Source organism: Pseudomonas sp. NPDC089422 (genome assembly GCF_044749405.1).
Taxonomy (GTDB): Bacteria; Pseudomonadota; Gammaproteobacteria; order Pseudomonadales; family Pseudomonadaceae; genus Aquipseudomonas.
Genome location: NZ_JBIVHW010000003.1, coordinates 431,205 through 450,858, shown reverse-complemented (window position 1 = coordinate 450,858; position 19,654 = coordinate 431,205). Strand labels below are relative to the sequence as shown.

Sequence of the window (19,654 nt, the reverse complement as noted above, 5' to 3'; positions counted from 1 at the left end):
AGAACGAGAACATGCAGATACTCTCGCCATTGCCATCTACCCGCCCGGATACCTTGCGCTGGGCCATCTTCCTCGCCCTGCTCGGCCCAACCAGCGCTTTCGCGCAGGGTGGGCTGGAGGCCGCCAGTGGCCCGGCAGGCACCCCCATCATCAACAACGATCATGGCGTACCGGTGATCGACATCGTCCCACCCAACGCCAGTGGCCTGTCGCATAACCAATTCCTCGACTACAACGTCGCCCGCCCGGGGGTGGTGCTGAACAACGCCCTGCAGGAGGGCCAGTCGCAACTGGCTGGAGCACTGGCCGCCAACCCGCAGTTCCACGGCCAGGCAGCATCGACCATTCTCAACGAGGTGGTCAGCCGCAACGCCTCGCTGATCGAAGGCCCGCAGGAAATCTTCGGCCGCCCTGCCGACTACATCCTCGCCAACCCCAACGGCATCACCCTCAATGGTGGCAGTTTCATCAACACCACCCGCGCCGGGTTCGTGGTCGGCACGCCTGAGCTTCAGGACGAGCAACTGCGCAACTTCAACACCTTGAATGCCGGTGGCGCCCTGCAGGTGCTCGAAGGTGGCCAGAGCAATGTCGAAGGCGCACTTGAGCTGATCGCACCGCGCGTGCACAGCCAAGGCCTGCTGCTGGCCAAGGGCGACCTGAACGTGACAGCTGGCCGCAACCGCATCAGCCATGCCGATGGCCAGGTCCTCGAACACCTGCCAGGCACGCCGTCGAGCATCGATGCCAGCCTGTTCGGTGCCATGCGCGCCGGGCGTATCCGCGTGCTCAGCACAGCCGAAGGGGCCGGGGTTCGCATGGGGCCGGTGAGCGCCATTGCCGACAGCGGCATCGAAATCCATTCGTCAGGTTGGCTGCACGTCAGCGGTGAAGCTGACAAGCCTGCCGAACTGCAAAGCGAGCGCGGCGCCTTGCAACTTACTGCCGCCGATGATCTGACAATGAGTGCAGTCGACGGTATGGCTCAGCGTATCGAAGCCAAGGCCGGCAACACGCTCACCCTGGACGCCAAGACCCGCGAAAAAATTGACCATGACCGCGACAACTGGAACAAGAAATTCCTGTTCGTCACCCGCGAAACGTACAACCGCGACAGCACCACCACCGAACGCCAGCAACGCGGTGTGCAGCTGAAAGGCAGCGACAGTGTCACCTTGCAATCCGGCGCCGACATGCGCCTGGTCGCCGCCGAGGTGAGCGCAGGTGGCGAGCTGACCCTCGACAGCGGCGCCAATCTGGACATCGCCGCCGGCATCGACAGCACGCAACTCAAAGAGCAGGTGCGCCATCGCAAGGACCTCTGGCGCGGCGACAGCGATACCGACACGTACACGGAAACCGCACGGCCCAGCACGCTGAGTGCCCAACGCATGACGCTCAACGCCAAAGGCACACTCAAGGTCGAGGGCAGCACCCTGCATAGCCGCGGCGACATGGACATCAGCGCCACGCAGGTCGAGGTCGGCACCACCGCCCTGCAGCAACGCAGCAACGACGGCAACTACCGTGGCGACCTGGTTTCCGGGGCCTTCTTCGGCGATCGCAAGGGCAACGACACCGAAGGCCAAAGCGTTGCCGGCAGCAGCGTCACCGCTGATGGCAAGCTGAGTGTGCGTGCCGACCAGGTCAGCATCAGGGGCAGCAAGGTGCACGGCAATGAGGATGCCGTGCTGTACAGCGAAAAAGGCGCGCTGGCGATCGAAGCGGACCATGGCAGTAGCCGTTCCACCGAGCGCAAAAGCGACAGCAAGCTGTTCGGTCTGTTCGGCAGTGATCACGAGAGCACCACACGTCAGCAAGAGGTGCTGGTCAGCGACGTCAGCTCGTCCAGCAACCTGCGCCTGGCCAGTGCCGAAGAGCTGCGTATACAGGGCGCCAGGGTGGAAGCCGGGCAGCACCTGCAAGTGGAAGCCAAGGGCGACGTGCTGATCGGCAGCACGCAAGCGGTCAACGAAAGCGACAGCCGCGATCAGCAACGGGGTTTGACAGCCAGTGCCCGGCAAACCCAGGTAGCCGAAGACGGCAAACCGGAGTCGCGCCAGTATGCGGCGGGCGTGGCCTATGAAGTGGTCACCGGCAGTGAAAAGCTGCGCGACACCACGCAGGTGGCCAGCGAGCTGAAGGGGGCCACGGTTGGCCTGAGCAGCGAGGACCACCTGCAAGTCAACGGTTCCAAGGTCCAGGCCAGTGCCGGCGACCTTGATGTGAAGGCCAGGCAAGTGACACTGGGCGCCACCCGCAATGAACACGAAACTACCACGGGTGAAAGCCAGAGCGGCGGTGGCTTGACCGTCACCGGTGGCATCGACCGCCTGGGCAGTCTGTTCGAAGGCCATCACAACAGCACCGTGGTGACCGAACGCGACAGCAGGGCCCAACGCAGCGAGCTGCAGGCCAGTGACAACCTGAACCTTGAAGCTGACGAACTGGTGACCGAAGCCGCACGCGTCACTGCCGGCGATACCCTCAAGGTCACTGCCAAGCGCATCGACAACCGTGCTGTTGTGGACAACCATGACCGTGAAGAGCTTCGCAACGAGTGGTCCGGCAGCCTCGGCGCCAGCGTCGAATACCGCGACCTGACCCGGCCGATCGAACGCCTGGTACAGGGCGAAGAGGCCGCGCGCTTCCAGCAGGCATCACCCGAAGACGCCATGGTGGCGCCCAGCATCGGCGCCGACATGACCGTCGAGCACCTCAAACGCCTGGAAAACCAGCGCCGTGGCATTGCCCAGGTGAGTGAGCTGTCGGGTGCCAAGGTCGAGGTCAAGGCCGACACCATCGACGACCAAGGTACCGCCTGGCGTGCCAATGCCGGCAAGCTGCAGATCGATGCCCAACGGCACACCGTGCGTGCCGCCGAAAATAGCCAGGAGGACAGCGTGCAGCGCCTGGCCTACGGAGGTGACCTGCGCGTCGATACCAGCTCTGGCAGCGACCTGAACGTGCGCGCTGCGGGCAAGGGTGGTTCGCTGGACAAGCAGGCAACGGCAAACACTGCAGTACCCGGCAGCCTTTATGGGCAACAGGGCATTCAGGTTCAGCTGGGTAGCGATGGTCAATATGAGGGAACACGCATCGATGGTGGCGAAGGTGAGGTGGTCATCCACAGCGAAGGCAGCCTGTCGCTGCCCCAGGCCAACGACCGCACCGAAGAGCTGACCCGCCAGCTTGACGGCAATGCTTGGGCCAAGGTCGGCAACCGCCCCGGCAGCACCGGCTTCGATGGCCGTGGCTACCTTGACCACGCGCAGCTGCAAACCGTACAAACCAAGGCGCACGTCGCACAGGTCGATGCCAAGGGTGAAGTGCGCCTGAGCAGCGCGGGTGACCTGTTGCTGGAAGGCACTCGTATCGGCAGCCGCGAAGCCAAGGTGGGCGATATTCGCCTGCACAGCGACGGCCGCCTGCAGGTCAAGGCAGGCAACGACACCCAGCAAGCCAGCGGCGGCAAACTCGGCGGAGGCATGGAGCTGGCAGCCAAGATGGGTGAGACAAAAGGCGGCGGCATCGGTGGCCATTTCACCCATGGCACGCAGGATGAAAACGCCCGCCAGGCCGTCGACGCCCAGTTCGCCAGCGCCGGCAAGCTGACCCTCGGCAGCACTGCTCGCGAGGACATTGCCTTGCACCTGGAGGGCCTGCAGGCATCCGCCGAGCAGATCGAGATCAACGCCTCCAACGGCGGCATGCTGATCGAGGCCTCTTCCAATCAGGAGCAGCGCAACAATCTCGAGATCACCGCCGGTGCCGGTTTCAACATGACCGCAGGCACCACCGACACCCGTGGCCTGCATGGCCGGGCCAAGGTCGAGCTGGACAAGCGCGACAACCAGACCTGGAACGCCAGCAACCTGCGCGCCGAAACCATCAACCTGCAAAGCCGTGGTGATACCCGCATCGAAGGCGCCAGCCTCGAAGCCGGGCGTATCACCGGAACAGTCGATGGTGACCTGCGAATCGCCAGCCGCAAGGACAGCGTCGATACCCTGACCGTGAAGGGCGATGCACGCCTGAGCCAGGAGAAGAACCCGCAGGGTTACGTCAATGCCGCCACCTCGCTGGCCGGGCCACTGGGTGGCAAAGTCAAGGACAAGGCCGGGTCTACCTTGAGCAAGGCCGACCCAGGCTTCTCGCCGACCTTCAGCCTTGATGTGTCGCACGTGCAGCGCGACAGCGTGGGCCAGCAAGCGGTGCTCAAGGGCAGTGACGGTATCCAGCTGAAGGTGGGCGGTGATGCCCAGCTGGTCGGCGCCCGCCTGCAATCGGCCAAGGGCGCGGTCGCGCTCGATGCCGGCTCGGTGAGCCGGGAAACCCTGAGTGGCAATGACTACCGTCGGGATGTGTCGGTCGATGCCTCCAATTCGCCGGTGGACCTGGGTACGGCGATTGCCGAGATGGCCAAGGGCAAAGGCGCGGCGGATGGCGAGAATGCGCTGGACCTCGGGTTGTTGAGGACCAGTGGGCATAGTCGGAGTGAGCAGTGGGTTTCGAGCGTGCAGGGTAAGGCGGAATAAGGGGTTGGTTCAGGAGTACCTGCCTTGAGAAGTTCAGCGCCTGTGAGACCGAGCGCCGCGCGGGCGGCGCTCGATCTCCCAGGCGCAGAAATTGTGATGGCGGGCACATGGGCAGCCCAGCCCCAATCTCCCGCCCTACCAACGCACCTCCCGCTGCCCCGCCAGCGCCTGCGGCCCCAGCCACTGGGCGCCGCGCAACAACGGCGTCAGAACGGACTCATTCTGCAAGTCGAAAGCCACCTGCGCCCTGCGCTCCTCCAGATCAGCATCCAGCTTCAATTCATGTTGCCCCTGCTGCACCAATTGCCCACGCAAGCGCCAGCCTGCATGGCAATCCATCTCTACCCAACCCTGCCCCAACCCCAGCGACCACGGTTCACTCAAGGCCAGGTCAGTCACGCTCACCCGCCCTTCGCTGCTTCGACACTGGCGCCCCGAACCCTGCATGCGTAACGCCCCATGCCACTGTCCGGCCAGGCGGTAGTCCGCCAGAACCGTCGCCTGAGGGGCCAAAGCCGAAGCTTCCAGCCGCCAGCGCCAAGGCCAGCCTTCCGCGCGCAATTGCCAGGCCTGACCCTGGAAACCGAGCTGTGCATCGGCCTGCATGCGCCATGGCTGCAAGGCCCAACGCACCGCCCCGACCGGCCCCACTTGCTGTGCCTGGCCTTGCCACAGGCTACCGCTGACATCACGTACCGGCAGACCAATGCCACGTGCCACCCAAGCAGCTGGCAACTCCACCAGCAATGTCAGTGTGAAAACCACCGCACACCACAGCAGTCCGCGACGGCTCATGGCTGCACCACCAACTCGAAGCGCAGGCCCTTGGCATCCTGCTCCAGCCCCCATTGCAGTGGCTGTACCCCTTCCGCGCGCAGGCTCTGCAACCAGCCCTGCAACACGCGCTCATCCGCCACCAGCCCCCGCAGCTGCCAACTTTTGCCTTGCACATCGACATCGGCCAGTTCGATTCGCCGCGCCTGAGCCGACTGCCGCACGCGCTCCAGGCTCACGCCCGGAGCGCCCTGCAAGCTTGCGGCCTGCGCTGCCAGCTCACGCCATTGGCTGAGTTCACGCCATAGTGCCAGGCCTTCGCGCATGGCCAGGAAGGCCAGCAGCACGCCGATCAGTCCCCAGGCAAACCACAACCGATAACGCTGCATCCAGTCCCGATTCATGAGGCCGCTCCCAGGTCGAACACTACCTGCCCGTCCTGTACCTGCACGGCAGCGCCGATAGCGCTGGCCATCTCGGTCCACGGCGGCGCAGCGCCCTCGCCGTACAGGCGCAGGTGCCAGCGTTGACCATCGAAACGCACGGCTTGCAGGCGCCAGGCGGGATGCTCACGCAGCCAGGCTTGCAGGCGTGCCTGCAAGTCTTCGAGCTGACGCTCGCGCAGTTGCTGTTGCAGTCCGCTCTCCCGCAGACGCTTCAGGGCCTGCGCGGCGTGCCGGGGGCTGGCCTGTTCACCGGTGACCGCCAACACCTGCGTACGCCAGGTTTGTACCTGGCGCCATTGCTGGGTCAGCCACAGGCCGCCCCATACGGTGGCCAACACCAGGCAAGCCGCAAGCAGGCGCTGCTGTTGCCGCGACACAGCCGGCAACGAGCGCGCCCGTCGTGGCCGCTCAAGCAGGCTGGGCAGGTGGTCGAGCGGCGCCAACGCGATTGGCCAGGTGCCGGTCATCAATTGCTGATGCAGGCCCGACCAAGGTTGCGGTGGCAACTCGCCCAATTCAGCTGGCCAGGCCAACCAGTGTTCAGGCCCGTCCTCGCCCAACCCTTTGCACAGCGAGACGTCCGGCGTGCGCTGCCACTGCCAGGCACTGCCCGGCTCGGGCGTCGGCAATAACTGGAACTCGGCCCAGCAACACTCGACCTGCAGCCCCCATTCGGCACATTGTTCGCGCCACGGCTCCAGCAACTGCCGCTCCACCGCCATCAGGTGCAATTGACCGGCCTGACGGGACAGGCAGGCACACAGAACCTCGTCCGGGTTCTGCAACAAGCGGTCCTCCAGCAACAGCGGCCACTCGTCGCGCTTGAGGCCCGGCGGCGCCGCCAGTTGAAAATGGCTACAGCATTCCCCGGGCACGATCAGCGCCACTCGTGCCTGCACGTTCGCCGGAGGCTCCCCCTGCCCTTGGCGTTGGGCGCCACCCGCCTCGACCAGCAACCAGTCCCAGACCTCGCCCGGGCGCAGCAACAACCAGGGTCGAGCTGGCGCAGTTCGGCGCCATTCAAACTTCATGAGCGCCCCCAGGGCAGAACAAAGGTGCAGACATACGGTGCTCCATCACGCTGCAATTCCAGACGCACGCCACGGCCGGGGTGCGCGGGTTGGTCGGAGGGCCAGGGCAACCAGCGGCCACCTTGGTGGTAAAGCACATTGATCGCGCTGACCCGCGGCAGCTGTTCGCGCAGCACCCAGCGCGGTTCGCTGGCGGCGTACAGGTCCGCCGATGTTTCCAGCAGCAGGCGCTGGTCACGCGCATCGAATCGCAGGCGCTGGCGTTGCAGGCGCGAGCCACCTTCGGCTTCGGGCAATGCAGCGGCGGCCACCCACAGCAACTGCTGGCGGTCGGCCTGCCAGTCGAGCCAGCGGCTGGCCAGGGGCAGGCGCTGTTCGTACAGGCGGCGCAGCACAGGGCTGTCGAAGCGCCGCTCCAGGGCCAGGCAGAACTCCAGCACGCGGGTTTCCTGTGTGTTCACCTGCAGCCGCTCGCGTACCTTGAGCCAGCCATTGACCAGCGCCGACAGCATGACCCCGAGCAGCGCAGTCAGGGCCATGGCGACCATCAGCTCGATCAGAGTCAAACCCGCCTGGCGCCGTTTCATGGCTGCTCCAGAAAAAGGGTGTACTGCCCGAGCGGCAGGCGCTGGTCGCGGTCGGCGTACAACTGCAATTCACCACGACGCAGGTCGCGTACACCGGTACGGCGCAACTGCATCTGCCAGTGGCAGGCTTGGCCGCCCTGGCTGAGCACACCATCGACCTGGTTGCTGGCCGGCCAGTACTGTTCGACGGTAAAGCGCGCCTGTAGCTCCCGGGCGCAGAGCACGCCGAGGCGATGCTGCTGGACGTTGTCCTGCACCGCCAGGCGCTGGCGCAGCACCTGGCTGGTGATGACCGCCAGCACCGCAGCTATCGCCAGGGCCACGGTCACTTCCAGCAAGGTAAACCCGTGCTGCTTGCGCTTCATGGCGCCATCGCCACGCGCAACTGGCCGTCACGGCCCCACTCCCAGCGCTGGCTACCGTCTGTCCAGCGCCAGTGCACCGAGCCTGGTTGCGCCCAGCCCTGCGGTGTGAACAGCACACGGGGCATGGCACTGGCCGACCAGTCCGGGCGCAGGCCCTTTGGCCAGTCGACCGGGGCACCAGCCTCGACCACCCAGCCATCGCCATCTCGGCGCACGAACTCAGGCCGCTGGCCGGTCCAGCGCAATCCACGCAGCTGCCCGGCGTGCCGGGCCAACGCGGCTTGGGTGCGGGTTTCCGTGGCCAGGCGCTGCAGCGCCTGGTCGACACTGGACTTGCCGCTGTCGAGCCAGGCCACCGCCAGGCCCGTCATGAGCCCGGCGATGGCCAGTACCACGAGCAATTCGAGCAGGCTGAAGCCGCGCTGGCCAGCCATGGTCTAGAGGGCCCAGTTGCCCAGGTCGGCATCCTGGCCTTCGCCACCAGGCACACCATCGGCCCCCAGCGAATACACATCGACCCGCCCATGCTCACCGGGCATGCGGTATTGATACGGGGTGCCCCATGGGTCTTCCGGCAGGCGGCGCACGTAACCGTCGCTGCGCCAGCTGCGTGGCAGCGGTTCCTGGGTCGGCTTTTTCACCAGCGCGGCCAAGCCCTGTTCGTTGCTGGGGAAGCGCAGATTGTCCAGGCGGTACATATCCAGCGCCTGCTCCAAGGTCGCCAGGTCGGCCATGACCTTCTGCTTCATGGCCTTGTCCTGGTTGCCCAGCACGCTGGGCGCGACCACGGCGATCAGCAGGCCGATGATGAAGATCACCACCATGATTTCCATCAGGGTGAAGCCGCGCTGGCGGTTGCGTCGATGCTGCATGTACGTACTCCTTGTCATCACAGTTGCAGGCCCTGGTTGAGTTGCATGATCGGCAGCAGCACCGCCAGCACGATGAACAGCACCACGGCGCCCATCACCAGGATCATCAGAGGTTCGAAAAGCGCCATGGCGGTGTCCACCTGGCGGGCGAAGCCACGCTCCTGGTCGTCGGCCACGCGTTCGAGCATGTCGGCCAGGGTGCCGCTGGCCTCGCCGCTGCCGACCATGTTCACCAGCAACGGCGGGAACTGCTGGCTGGCATCCAGAGCGCGGTGCAGGCTGGTGCCGCCCTGCACGTGCTGGCGCACCTGCTCCATGGCCAGGCGGATGCGCCGGTTGCCGACGGTCTCGGTGGCCACCTGCAGGGCTTCGAGCAGGGCCACGCCACTGCTGGTGAGGATTGCCAGGCTTCGCGCCAGGCGGGCGCTTTCCAGTACCTGCAGCAGCACGCCGATACGCGGCAGGCGCAGCAGCAGTTCATCGCGACGCAGGCACCAGTGCGGCTTGCGCAGCAGCCAACTGCCCAGCACGCCGGACACCAGCGCCAGCCCCAGCAGCCAGGGGCCGGCGTGCACCAGGCCCTGGCTCAGGCCGATCAGCAGCGAGGTGATCAGCGGCAGGCTCTGCCCGGCGTGGGCGAATTGTTCGGTGAGCTTGGGCACGACGAAGGTCATCAGGCCGACCACCACCGCCAGCGACACCCCCATCAGCACGCAGGGGTAGATCAGCGCAGTGCGCGCCTTGTGCTGCTGGCGCTGCACCTGCTCCAAATGGTCGGCCAGCCGGGTCAGCACCTGGGCCAGGCGCCCGGAACGCTCCCCGGCCTCGACCAGCGCGCAGTACAAACCGGTGAATGGCGCCCCCTGCCGGGCGAGGCTGCGGGCCAGCCCAAGGCCTTCGGCAAGCGAACCGCGCAAGGCTGCCAGCACGCCATGCAGGGCCGGTTCGCGCAGTTGCCGTTCGAGCGTGGCCAGCGCATCGACCAGCGCAATACCGGCACCGGTCAGGGTCGCCAGCTGGCGGGTCAACTCGCACAGCTGGGCACGGCTCAGGCGCTGGCGGCGCGGCTGGCGGCTGCCAGTCTCATGGCGTTGCAGCTGGCGCGGGAACAGGCCTTGCTCGCGCAACAACTGGCGCGCATGGCGTTCGCTGTCGGCCTGCAGGCTGGCCTTGTGGGTCTTGCCGGCGAGGTCGACGGCCTGGTAGAGGAAGGTCGGCATCGGTCAGCCCTGCACCACACGCAGCACTTCGGCAAGGCTGGTTTCGCCGCGGGCCAGGCAATCGCTGGCCATCGCCACCAGGCTTTGCCTGCGCTCGGCCAGGTAGCCCTGCATGGCCAGTTCGCTGGCGCCGTCGTACAGCAGGCCGACCAGCCCAGCATCCAGTTCGATGAATTCATAGAGCCCCAGGCGCCCGACATAACCACTGCCCTGGCACTGCTCGCAACCGACCGCGTGATAGCTGCTGTGCAGCGTCGCCAGTTCCGGCCACAGGGCCCGCTCGGCCGGCTGCAACGGCTGTGCGACCGCGCACGGGCACAGCCGCCTGACCAGGCGCTGGGCCAGTACCCCGCGCAGGCACGAGGCGATCAGGAACGGTTCGATGCCCATGTCGCGCAAGCGCGTGACGGCGCCCACCGCGCTGTTGGTGTGCAGCGTCGACAGCACCAGGTGGCCGGTGAGGCTGGCTTGCACGGCGATCTGCGCGGTCTCCTGATCGCGGATTTCACCCAGCATGATCACGTCCGGGTCCTGGCGCAGGATGGCGCGCAAGCCACTGGCGAAGGTCAGCCCGGCACGCGGATTGATGGCGGTCTGGCCGATGCCGGCGATGGCGTATTCGACCGGGTCTTCGACGGTGAGGATATTGCGGCTGCCATCGTTCAGGCTGTTGAGGCTGGCGTACAGCGTGGTGGTCTTGCCCGAACCGGTCGGGCCGGTGGACAGGACAATACCGTTGGGCCGCGCCAGGCAGCTGCGCAGGCCCTGCAGCACGGCGGCGGGCATGCCCAGGTTGGCCAGCGCCAGCAGGCTGGCCTGTTTGTCGAGCACCCGCATCACCACGCGCTCGCCATGGATGCCAGGCAACGTCGACACTCGCACGTCCACTTCCCTGCCCGCCGCGCGCAAGGTGATGCGGCCATCCTGAGGCTGGCGCTTCTCGGCGATGTCCAGCCGCGCCATGACCTTGATCCGCGACACCAGCATGGCCGACAGTGCCCGTGGCGGGCGCAGCACCTCGCGCAGGTGGCCATCGACGCGCAGGCGCACCACCAGGCTCTGCTCGAAGGTTTCGATATGGATGTCCGACGCACGCAGGCGCAGCGCCTGGCCGAACAGGCCGTTGATCAGGCGGATCACCGGGGCTTCGTCGTCGCTTTCGAGCAGGTCCTCGATGCGCGGCATCTCGCTCATCAGGCTGTCCAGGTCGACCTGTTCACCAATACCTTCGATCAGCGCTTCGGTCGCACCTGCACCCGCCTCATAGAGCTGGCCAAGGCGCTCATCGAACGCCGCAGGTTCCAGGTATTCCAGCGTCATGGGCCGGCCATGCACGCGCAGCAGTTCCTGCAGCTGGTCGCTGTCGGCGTCGCAGCGCAACCACAGGCGCCAGCCGTCCTCGGCCGGGGCCATGGCCAACCCGGCCTGGCGGGCCAGGCGATAAGGCAGCATCACCAGTTACCGCCTTCGAGGCGTGCGCGGCTGGCGGGGAATACCTGCAGCAACGGGGTGCCTTCGACCAGGTCGGGCAACTGCAGCGGCGTAGTCTGCTGCAGGGTGCGGTACTTGTCCTCGCTGAGGCCTGCCAGGCTCGGACCGTCGCGCAGGATGCGCGGGCGAATGAACACCATCAGGTTCTGCTTGGTGTTCTTGCTGGCATCGGAACGGAACAGCCGACCCAGGTAGGGGATGTCACCGAGCAACGGCACACGCTGGTCGCTGGTGCTGAGCTCGTCGCTGATCAGGCCGCCGAGGATGACCAGGCCATTGTCCTCGACCATGACCTTGGTCTTGATCTCGCGCTTGTTGGTGATCACGTCGCTGGCGGCACGGGAGTCGGCAATCGACGAAACCTCCTGGACGATGTCCAGGCGTACGCTGTTGTCGACGTTGATCTGCGGCTTGATACGCAGCTTCACCCCGACTTCCTTGCGCTCGATGGTCTGGTAAGGGTTGGCGTTGTTCTGGGTCACCGACCCGGTCACAAAAGGTACCTCCTGGCCAACCAGGATCGACGCCTCGGCGTTGTCCAGAGTCAGCAGGGTTGGCGTCGACAGCAGGTTGAAGCCGCTCTTGCCCTTGAGGGCGTTGATCAGCATGGCGAAGTTGAAACCGCCGCCGATATGGCCAAAGCCGGCCGTGGCACCCGTGGTGGACGACAGCAGATCGCCCAGCGCCTCGTTGTCACCACTGGCGGCAGCGCCGGCGATGTTGGCGATGTTCACCCCGTTGCTGCCGAAGTTGACGATACCGGCGCCGAACTTTTCGTCGGCGAACAGCCACTGCACGCCCAGTTCCTGGGCCTGGATATCGGACACCTCGGCGATGATCGCCTCGACCACCACCTGGGCACGGCGGATATCCAGCTGTTCGATGATCGAGCGGTAGGCCGCCAGTTCGCTGTCGGGGCCGACCATGACCACGGCGTTGGTGCCCTCTTCGTATTCCAGGCGGATGCCGGAGTCGCTGGCGGCCGCCATCACCGGCCGGTCCTTGCCCTCCCCTTCGCCAGCCGCTTCGCCGGGCACAGCGCCTTCCTGGCTGAGGCCGCGCAGCACCTTGACCACTTCGGCGGCATTGGCGTGGCGCAGGTACATGACCTGGGTATTGCTGTTGTGCTGGTTGTCGCTGGGGCGGTCGAGCTGGCCGAGCAACGCCCGCACCCGCTCGGTGCTGCCACGTACCAGCAAGGCATTGCTGCGCGGGTCGGCGACCACCTGGGTGCTGTCGGCGCCCTGCTCGCGGGCCAGCAAGCGGGTGAGCAACTGCGCGGTGTCGGCAGCGCTGGCATGGCGCAACGGCATGACTTGCAGCGGCTCGTCGCTCACCTGGTCAAGCTGGCGCAGCAGGCTGTCGATGCGTTCGAGGTTGCTGCGCCAGTCGGTGACCACCAGCAGGTTGGCCGCCGGATACGGTGTAATCACACCGACGCGCGGGTCGATCAGCGGTTTGAGGATGCCGAGCATCTGTTCGCTGGCGGCATTGCGCACATTGAATACCCGGGTAGCCACGCCATCGCTGCCATCGCTCTGTTTACCCGCAGGCTCGACCGGCACCGGCTCCAGGCGCGCGGCCTGGTCGGGGACGATCTTCACGCTGCCGTTGGGCAGGTCGACGGCGGCATAGCCCTGGGCCCGCAGCTGGGCGAGAAAGATGTCGTAGATGGCATCGGCGTCGTGGCGGTCGACGGTGCGCACGGTGACCTTGCCCTTGACCCGCGGGTCGACGATGAAGGTGGTGCCGGTGATGCGCGACACACTGTCGATGAATTCGCCCAGTTCGGTGTCGACGAAGTTCACCTCGTACAGCGGCGTGCCGTTGTCGTCGAAGGTTTCCGGCGCTTCTGCCCAGGCGAGTGACAGGCCCAGGCTCAAGGCTGCAGCCACGCAGTATCTGGCGAACATCGTTCATCCTTGCCGTTTGAAGCCGGTCACGGCGGGGCGTGGCGGCCAGGGCAGGCGTTCGCGCCGCCCCTGGTTGTCGAAAATCAGGCCATCGGCGTCGATGTCCTGCAATACGATGCCCGGCGCCAGGCGTTGACCACGGCCGAGGGTGCGGACCTGCTGGCCGTAGCGCAGCACCACCACGCTGGCCGACAACGGCTGGGCCTTGAGGCCGCCGAGGTACTGCAACGGCAGGCGGGTGATGGCGATCGCGCCGTCATCGACCGCGGGCTGCCAGTGCCCGATCAGCAGGCCCGGCAGTGGGGCAGCGGCGACCAGCACCGGGCTGGCCGGTTGCGGCTGGCGCCCCGATTGCAGCACGCACTGGGCGGCCAGCCAGCCGGCCAGCGTCAGCAGGCCGCCAGTCATCAGGCGTGAAGCCAGGCTCACGAAACGGCCTGCCGCGGGTGCCAGGCTGGGTGGCCCTGCACATAGCGCACCTCGGGCAGTTGCAGCGATGCCAATTGCCAATCGGCCTTCTGCCGTGCCAGCCAGGCCTCGACCCGCTGCCATAGCGGTTCGCCAGCCCGGGCTTCGAATTGCAGGCCAAAGGTGCGACACGGGCCCTGTACCGCTTCGATACCGCTGACGCGCTTGCCTTGCGGGCTGTAACTGACGTGCCAGGCCTGGCCCTGCCAGCGCGGCAGGTCCTGGCTGTTGTCGAGCAGCAGTGGGTCGCCGAACAGTTGCTCGGCAGCGTTCTCCAGCACTTGTTCGACCTGCCTGGCCGGGGCCTCGACCACCGGCGCCGGGTAGCCACCGGTCAGGCTGATCAGGTGTTCGCGGGTAATCGCTTCGCCTGCCGCCAGGGGGCAGTCGTAGCGCAGGCCCGGCAGCAGCACCGGCATGCGGCCGTCATCGGCCAAGGCCTGGTGCAGCAGGCGGTCCCAGCTGCCGCCACGGGTATCCCGGCGCCACAGCGCCTGCGGTGCGCGCGCCAGTGGCTGGTCGAGCCACGCCGCATGGCCGGCTCGTTGCTGGCGCAATTCATCCCGCAACTGGCTGGCACGCATCTGTGCAGCCGGCGACAGGTAGCGTTCAAAGGCCGGAAAGAACTGCCCGTCGAACTGCCATTGCCCGGCGACCTGCTGGCAACGCAGGCGAAATGCGCCACTGCCGCGGCAGCCGGCAAACAGCACCGGCACCCGTCGGCCACTGGCCTGGGTGGCTTGAACCGGTGTCGGCCACAGGTCCTGGCCGCGGGCGCAGAGCAGTACGTCGACGTCAGCCAGCCGCTCGGCCAGCCACAGGCCCGGCCCGGTACCGACATCGGCCATCGCCACGACCAGGTCGGCCTCGCGCCGCGCCTGCTCGAAGGTCGGCAGCAAGGATTGGTACCACTGTTTGAGGGAGGCCTTCTGGTCTTGGGCGTAGGGGTCGGTGACCCCCACCACGGCGATGCGCGCTCCGCCGCGCTCGAAGACACGCAGCGGCTCAAGGTTCAACGACTTGCGTAGATCGTCCGCCAGCCCGGCGCCGAGAGTGATGGCGGAAGACTGTCGGTAGAGCGCTGCGCTGCGCTGGGGCCAGAGCACACGCTCATCGCTGCTGACCCGCGCTTCGCTGCCCAGCAACTGGCTGCCCTGCACGCCGCTTTCGCCCTGGGTGAGGTAGGCCAGGCCGCTGCCGTTCCAGCCCTGACCGTTTTCCAGGGTGAGGCTGTTGCCCGCCCCGGCTTCGCTACGCAGTTGCTCCAGCAGCGCCCCCAGCACGGCGTAGCCGCCCAGCCTGACGCCCGCCGCCTGGTTGGCATCGAGCAACGGTGCCAGCTGCGGATGCGCCAGGCTGGCACTGGCTCCGGTCATCCACGGTGCCCGGCCCAGGTGGCTGACCGGGCCCAGGCGCGTGGCCGGCACTACCGGCAGACCGGGCTGACGCGCATCCAGCGTGTCGGCGACGTACAGCAGATCGACACTGGCGCTGCCACCACGTTGGCCCGGCAATGCAGAGCAGGCGCCAAGCAGCGGTGCCAGCGCACCGACACCCATCCAGCTGATCAATTCGCGCCTGTTCACACTGCTTGCCATCGGGCCCGCCATCCTTATCCGAGTTCTCGTTGGGCCCCGGATGTTGCGGCGTAGGCATGACAGTTTAATGGCAAAAATCCGACAATCATTCCAAATCGATCTGTCGGTGTTTGTAATAAGAATTTACAGTTTTAAAAACCCGTTAATATTTTTGCCAATGAATCATCACAGTCGCGCCCTAAAGTCGCGGTTTCCTCTAACTCAGCCACTATAAGGACACCCTGATGAGTCGAGATACCGGCGATAACCTGGACCGCAACCAGAGCGGCAACCTGCCGATGGCCAGCGTCATGGACGCTTACCTGAGCCGTCGCAGCGTGATGCGCGGCAGCCTGGGCGCCGCCATCGCCATGATTGCCGGTACCGGCTTGACCGGCTGCTTCGACAGCAGTGGTGGTTCCGATGCCGATCCGGCACCGCAACCGCCGGTGACCGAACCACCCGTGACCGAACCCGAAGAGCCGAAACTGGCCCTGGGCTTCCAGTCCATCCCTGGCTCGCGCACCGACGCCTGTGTGGTCGCTGCCGGCTACAGCGCCTACGTGCTGGCGCCCTGGGGCACGCCGATCAACAGCAACGGCAACCCGTGGAAACCGGACGGCAGCAACACCTCGAGCGACCAGGCCAATGCCATGGGCATGCACCACGACGGCATGCACTTCTTCCCGATCAACGGCAGCTCCGAAGACGGCCTGCTGGCGATCAACTTCGAGTACATCGACACTGCGGCCCTGCACCCCAACGGCCCGACCACCGACACCAGCGGCAAGCGCCCGGCCGAAGAAGTGCGCAAGGAGATCAACGCCCACGGTGCTGGGGTGGTGCGCCTGCAGAAGGTCAACGGCCGCTGGCAGGTGATCGACAACGACCCGCTCAACCGCCGCTTCACCACGGCTTCGCGCATGGAACTCACCGGGCCACTGCGCGGCACCGACCACGTCAAGACCAAGTACTCGGTCGACGGCACCCACTGTCGCGGCACCAACAACAACTGCGGCAATGGCTACACCCCATGGGGCACCTACCTGACCTGCGAAGAGAACTGGCCAGGCATCTTCGTCAACAAGGGCACCCGCCCGGAAGACCAGCGCCGCATCGGCGTAGGCACCTCCAGTGGCCAGTACAAGTGGGAAAGCGCTGCCGGTGACAGCAGTGAAGTGGCCGATGAATTCGCCCGTTTCGACGTGACGGTCAAAGGTGCCGGCGCCACCGATGACTACCGCAACGAAGCCAGCACCTATGGCTATATCGTCGAAATCGACCCGTACAACAGCAGCACCCTGGCCACCAAGCGCACGGCCCTGGGCCGCTTCCGCCACGAAGGCTGTTGCCCGGGCCTGCCGGTGGCCGGCAAGCCGCTGGTCTGGTACATGGGCGACGACTCCAACAACGAATACCTGTACAAGTGGGTGTCCACTGCCGTGTGGGACGCCGCCGACGCCAACCCGGCCGACCGCCTGGCCACCGGCGCCAAGTACCTGGACCAGGGCAAGCTGTACGTCGCCCGCTTCAATGCCGACGGCACCGGCGTGTGGCTGCTGCTCGACGTGAACACCGCCACCGCCGCCGGCAGCACCCTGGGTGCGCTGTACGGTGACCTGGCAGGCATCATCCTCAACACCCGGGGTGCCGGCGATGCCGTGGGCGCCACGCCGATGGACCGCCCGGAGTGGACGACCGTCAACCCGCTAAACGGCGACGCCTACCTGACGCTGACCAACAACAGCGCACGCACCCCGGAAAAGGTCGATGCAGCCAACCCGCGCGGCCCGAACCGCCACGGCCACATCATCCGTTGGCACGACAGCGACGACCAGCTGAGCTTCACCTGGGACATCTTCGTGTTCGGCGCCAACGCTGCCGGTACTGCAGACATCAACCGCTCCGGCCTGACCGAACTCAACCAGTTCGCCAGCCCTGACGGTATGAGCTTCGATAGCCGTGGCGTGCTGTGGTTCGAGACCGACAACGGCGAAACCACACTCACCGACTACACCAACGACCAGCTACTGGCAGTGATCCCCAACGACCTGGTCGATGCCAGTGGCAAGCAGGTGCCGGTCAATGCCCAGAACCAGACGGCCCTGCGCCGCTTCTTCGTCGGGCCGAATGGTTGCGAGGTGACGGGCATCAGCTTCACGCCGGACAACAAGACCTTGTTCATCAATATCCAGCACCCGGACAACTGGCCGTATACCGACAAGGCGACCGATGCGACCCCGGCCGGGGCCAAGGTCAGGCCGCGGGCTACGACCGTGGTGATTCAGCGGGATGATGGTGGGGAGATCGGTACAGCTTGATTCAGCGACGCTACAGGCAGCTTCGTGCTGACTGTAGCGTCATCATTGCAGGTGTCGAGTTCCCAAAGTTTCGCTAATAGGTATAAGACCCTTCCAAAGAATCACTCGCATGGCGCCACACCCCGCACAACGTGTTCATTTCTTGCTTAAGATCCAGGAACAAACGCTTGGGTCAACTGGCACAATTGACAGTTGATTTGTGAACGCAAAGGGAGAAACCATGGAAAAAATCCTGGCCCAGAGCACAAGCCTCATGCGCATATCGGCGAGATCTTTGAAAGCCAATCAACGGAATACCGTGATGAGTATTCAAGGAAGTGGCTCCCCGCAAAATTACTCACCGTATGGCTTCATTCGGACTGACTTAGCGACGACCCTGTTGGCTTTTGCCGGACAAAGGCTGGAGGTGATTACGGGGAGCTATCCACTAGGCAATGGATACCGTACCTATCATCCGGGACTCATGCGATTTACTCAGCCGGATGCATTTTCCCCGTTTGGTAAAGGCGGGCTGAATGGCTACGGCTACTGCCTGGGCGATCCGGTCAATAGAGTCGACCTGAACGGACGCTGGCCATCCGTGCCCACCTGGATGAAAAAGCCGTTCAACTGGTTGTCAGAGAGGTTATTCAACAGCCCGCATCAACCCGACATCGTCCTCGCAAGAAATTTGGACAACGATACGACCCCCTACAATCAGTTGGTAACGACAGACAGCTCCAGCCAAAGCTTCAACTCAGGAAACCCGCACTGGGGTGCTACCAGCCTGAACTACCAGCAGATGCAGCCGCCACGACCAAGCCGATTGCGCCCTCTGACTACCCGTGAAAAAGCACAAATTGCAGTGGCAGCCCCTGCGTACGCAGGACTCAGCTTATGGCTTTCGTATGAGGTAGCTACCGGTATCATGTACCCAGCCAATATCCATGCCAGCCAGATAAGCACCAGATACGTCGTGGGTATGTTGGCTGGAATCCTCACGGAAACCATTACGCTGGTTCCGATGGTTTACGCCGCAGCTAGATTGCTTCGTCGAGGCCCAGAAAATAATGGCACATCACGCGTTTAGAGTTTTGGCTCACGACTGCGAATTCTCACCTGCTGCGCCGGCACCCGTGCATGCCATTGCACCACCCCCAACGCCTCCACCTGAAACTCACTGCGCATCACCCTGCCCTGCTCCTCGAACGACAGCTGCAACAGGTAATGCCCACTGTTGAGCAGCAACCCCTCGCTCAACCGTTCGAACGTCTCGTCATCCACCGCCCCCAGCGCCTGGCGCAACGCCGAGGCATCTTCATACCCCGACGCCGGCCGGCCACTGATGATGCGGCTGAGCAACGAGCGCGGATAACGCCCCTCATACAGCGCATCGAGCAACGGCAGGTGCTCCAGTCCCAAGGCATTGGCATTCAGGCGCCAGCCAGTGGTCTGCGGCAAGGCGCACAGCATCGGGTAGCGGCGTTGGCGGGTAGCGTCCGGTTCGAGCAACAGATTCAGCTCGCTGCTATCGAGCATCGCCTGGTTGGCGGCCAGCCGCGGCGGTTGCTGGCGCAGGTATTGGGCGCTCTCGGCGCCTTGCAGACGGGCATCGCTGTCACTGTCGAGCCAGTCTGCCAGCGCATCGACCAGGCGCTCGGCGGCCATGTCGTCACCCAGCAGGTGCTTCAGCTGTCGCTCGGCACGCTCGCCATCGGCCCCCAGCAGCGCATTCACATTGAAGCAGGTGTGCTGGTCGCGCACCCGCAACTGCGCCTGCCCGGCACCGAAATCGTAGTTCAGCGGTTGCCCGCGCAAGGCTTGCCAGAACAACGGGCTGATCCGCCAGGACGGGTCACGCAGGGCCTGTTCGGCATAGGCCAGGCCGGCCTGCTCCATGGCTCGCACCTGTACCCGCTGGCGCAACAGCTGCACCTCATCCACCTGACGGCGGCCATCCTCCACCAGCCAGGCCATGCCTGCGGCGAGCATGGCCAGCACCACCATCACCATCAGCAGTGCCGCGCCCTGCTGCCGCCTGTTTCCCATCCCGCGTCCCCTTTTCAATCGAT

16 protein-coding genes are annotated in these 19,654 nt (G+C 65.4%); 3 read left to right on the top strand and 13 right to left on the bottom strand.

The features are described 5' to 3' along the window. The first annotated feature begins 11 nt into the window (after positions 1-11). Entirely contained in the window at positions 12-4,538 is a 4,527-nt protein-coding gene (locus ACIPZ8_RS08175) for a hemagglutinin repeat-containing protein (RefSeq protein WP_400721343.1), read from the top strand. A gap of 135 nt (positions 4,539-4,673) precedes the next feature. Here ACIPZ8_RS08175 and ACIPZ8_RS08170 read toward each other — a convergent pair whose 3' ends face one another. The 12 genes from ACIPZ8_RS08170 to ACIPZ8_RS08115 are packed head-to-tail and all read right to left on the bottom strand — an operon-like array spanning position 4,674 to position 15,303. Then, the gene (locus ACIPZ8_RS08170) at positions 4,674-5,333 is read right to left on the bottom strand and encodes a hypothetical protein (RefSeq protein ID WP_400721340.1); all 660 of its coding nucleotides are present in this window, start codon (positions 5,331-5,333) and stop codon (positions 4,674-4,676) included. Further along, complete coding sequence (gene gspM / locus ACIPZ8_RS08165; protein WP_400721337.1) at positions 5,330-5,716, bottom strand: type II secretion system protein GspM; 387 nt, start codon at positions 5,714-5,716, stop codon at positions 5,330-5,332. Before gspM ends, ACIPZ8_RS08170 begins: the two co-directional genes overlap by 4 nt. Next, entirely contained in the window at positions 5,713-6,789 is a 1,077-nt protein-coding gene (locus tag ACIPZ8_RS08160; RefSeq protein ID WP_400721334.1) for a type II secretion system protein GspL, read from the bottom strand. Before ACIPZ8_RS08160 ends, gspM begins: the two co-directional genes overlap by 4 nt. Beyond that, a complete protein-coding gene (locus ACIPZ8_RS08155; RefSeq protein ID WP_400721332.1) occupies positions 6,786-7,376 on the bottom strand; it encodes a type II secretion system protein J in 591 nt (196 codons plus the stop codon). The genes ACIPZ8_RS08160 and ACIPZ8_RS08155 overlap by 4 nt, the downstream gene beginning before the upstream one ends. Next, entirely contained in the window at positions 7,373-7,741 is a 369-nt protein-coding gene (locus tag ACIPZ8_RS08150; protein ID WP_400721329.1) for a type II secretion system protein GspI, read from the bottom strand. Before ACIPZ8_RS08150 ends, ACIPZ8_RS08155 begins: the two co-directional genes overlap by 4 nt. Beyond that, on the bottom strand, positions 7,738-8,175 hold the full coding sequence (gene gspH, locus ACIPZ8_RS08145) for a type II secretion system minor pseudopilin GspH (protein WP_400721326.1): 438 nt from the start codon (positions 8,173-8,175) through the stop codon (positions 7,738-7,740). Before gspH ends, ACIPZ8_RS08150 begins: the two co-directional genes overlap by 4 nt. 3 nt (positions 8,176-8,178) lie before the next feature. Further along, complete coding sequence (gene gspG / locus ACIPZ8_RS08140) at positions 8,179-8,613, bottom strand: type II secretion system major pseudopilin GspG (RefSeq protein ID WP_060485699.1); 435 nt, start codon at positions 8,611-8,613, stop codon at positions 8,179-8,181. A gap of 17 nt (positions 8,614-8,630) precedes the next feature. After that, positions 8,631-9,833: a type II secretion system inner membrane protein GspF gene (gspF, locus tag ACIPZ8_RS08135; RefSeq protein WP_400721323.1), complete on the bottom strand. Its 1,203-nt coding sequence runs from the start codon at positions 9,831-9,833 to the stop codon at positions 8,631-8,633. A gap of 3 nt (positions 9,834-9,836) precedes the next feature. Then, on the bottom strand, positions 9,837-11,285 hold the full coding sequence (locus ACIPZ8_RS08130; protein WP_400721320.1) for a GspE/PulE family protein: 1,449 nt from the start codon (positions 11,283-11,285) through the stop codon (positions 9,837-9,839). Next, complete coding sequence (gspD, locus tag ACIPZ8_RS08125; RefSeq protein ID WP_400721317.1) at positions 11,285-13,237, bottom strand: type II secretion system secretin GspD; 1,953 nt, start codon at positions 13,235-13,237, stop codon at positions 11,285-11,287. Before gspD ends, ACIPZ8_RS08130 begins: the two co-directional genes overlap by 1 nt. 3 nt (positions 13,238-13,240) lie before the next feature. After that, positions 13,241-13,666: a pilus assembly protein PilZ gene (locus ACIPZ8_RS08120; RefSeq protein ID WP_400721314.1), complete on the bottom strand. Its 426-nt coding sequence runs from the start codon at positions 13,664-13,666 to the stop codon at positions 13,241-13,243. Next, positions 13,663-15,303 carry a lipoprotein UxpA gene (locus ACIPZ8_RS08115; RefSeq protein WP_400721311.1) on the bottom strand — a complete coding sequence of 547 codons (1,641 nt, stop codon included), beginning with the start codon at positions 15,301-15,303 and terminating at the stop codon, positions 13,663-13,665. The genes ACIPZ8_RS08120 and ACIPZ8_RS08115 overlap by 4 nt, the downstream gene beginning before the upstream one ends. Before the next feature lie 224 nt (positions 15,304-15,527). On the opposite strand from ACIPZ8_RS08115, the gene ACIPZ8_RS08110 reads away from it, so the two are divergent. Both ACIPZ8_RS08110 and ACIPZ8_RS08105 read left to right on the top strand, forming a co-directional pair. Further along, positions 15,528-17,603, top strand: a complete 2,076-nt coding sequence (locus tag ACIPZ8_RS08110; protein WP_400721308.1) for a PhoX family protein — start codon at positions 15,528-15,530, stop codon at positions 17,601-17,603. Positions 17,604-17,823: 220 nt separating this feature from the next. Beyond that, complete coding sequence (locus ACIPZ8_RS08105) at positions 17,824-18,672, top strand: RHS repeat-associated core domain-containing protein (RefSeq protein WP_400721305.1); 849 nt, start codon at positions 17,824-17,826, stop codon at positions 18,670-18,672. Here the strand turns inward: ACIPZ8_RS08105 and gspK are convergent. Then, complete coding sequence (gene gspK / locus ACIPZ8_RS08100) at positions 18,669-19,631, bottom strand: type II secretion system minor pseudopilin GspK (protein WP_400721302.1); 963 nt, start codon at positions 19,629-19,631, stop codon at positions 18,669-18,671. The two genes, ACIPZ8_RS08105 and gspK, sit on opposite strands and share 4 nt — an antisense overlap. Between the last annotated feature and the right edge of the window lie 23 nt (positions 19,632-19,654).